The sequence below is a fragment of the Sphingopyxis witflariensis genome, assembly GCF_002205635.1.
GTDB classification, from domain to species: Bacteria; Pseudomonadota; Alphaproteobacteria; order Sphingomonadales; family Sphingomonadaceae; genus Sphingopyxis; species Sphingopyxis witflariensis.
This window is the reverse complement of the sequence record NZ_NISJ01000036.1, coordinates 1-1,118: the sequence shown is the minus strand read 5'-3', so window position 1 is coordinate 1,118 and position 1,118 is coordinate 1. Positions and strand designations below refer to the sequence as shown.

The 1,118-nt window shown below is 53.8% G+C and carries 1 protein-coding gene and 1 pseudogene; both read right to left on the bottom strand.

What is annotated here, in order from left to right; translation table 11 throughout:
• Positions 1–226: 226 nt before the first annotated feature.
• A complete protein-coding gene (locus CDQ91_RS20880) occupies positions 227–922 on the bottom strand; it encodes a hypothetical protein (protein ID WP_088474613.1) in 696 nt (231 codons plus the stop codon).
• 106 nt (positions 923–1,028) lie between these two features.
• A pseudogene (locus CDQ91_RS21165) lies at positions 1,029–1,118 on the bottom strand (integrase catalytic subunit); the annotation flags it as partial.

Genomic DNA, 1,118 nt, shown 5'->3' with positions numbered 1-1,118 from the left:
CTCCCATACGGGCCCGCAGCCTCCGATGCTGCATCAGAGGCCGGACAGATGGCAGCATCCGACTACGTGCATTACCTCCAAAAAACCGCTTGCGTCTTTTGGGGCGTCCACAGATGGAAAGCGGACGTTCGCTTTCACCCTTCGTCACCCCGGACTTGATCCGGGGTCCACGGCGACCAGGCGGCCATGGATCCCGGATCAAGTCCGGAGTGCTCTGAGATCTGTTTTAGGGGCTGACGGAGTAGATCAGGTAAGAATCCCGCTTCTCTCGCGGAAGGCTTAAAATTTGCTGGGAGAGTTCCGCCTGTGAGAGGCAGATCATGTCATCTGGCCTCTGCTGCTGTAGGAATGCCACGTATTGTTGCGGCGAAATGCCCAATTTTTTTGCAGCTTTGACGGCCATTTCGATCGAAATGTCATCAAACTCACTCGCCGACATCGGCTGATTTCTCCGCTCCCCAATATCGTTCAATATCGTGTCGATAAGCTGCGCTTCTTTACGTGCCAGTTCGGCTGGAAGTATGATCAATCCGAATGGAGGGAGTCCGCTCGCAAATTTGGCACACATGCTCGGGTGATTAGCTGCCACGAATCTGTTTTGTGCGATTGAGTTCTCAAGCAAAGAAGCAATCGAAGGCGCCGACAGCTGAGGAACCTTGGTAGCAACGAGGCCGATTACAATCTCGTATGCTTCCTTGTTGAATTCTGATAGATTTCGGTTCGGTCCAACACGCTCGGCGGTAGCTACAATCTGAGCATACGTCTCTGGATATTTTGTCCTGATCGTCGCGTAATATGGAGCAGCAGCTTCGATGGACGACAACATCTCACTCGCAGCATCAGACTTTGTCGCCGCTTCTGCATCGGATGTCACCTGACAAGCCAGCAGAAGAGCAGTCATTAAAATAGATATCTTGATCATTTAACTCCCCCGGATAGTCTCGAAGCGTTCATCGCATCATCACCTGATGTCAAGTTAGAAGCGGCGTCTGGCTGACCGGCCCCCACCGAGTGGTCCGGGTGGATTGTTAGTGCATTGACGCCTCCCTCGCCAGTGTTGGCCGTAGGTGGAGCGAAGCGGAACCGGAGGGCAACACTGGCGAGGGAACGGCCTCCGG

Excerpts from the sequence above, each read along its gene's own strand:
- CDQ91_RS20880 (WP_088474613.1), bottom strand. The coding sequence starts at position 922 with ATGATCAAGATATCTATTTTAATGACTGCTCTTCTGCTGGCTTGTCAG.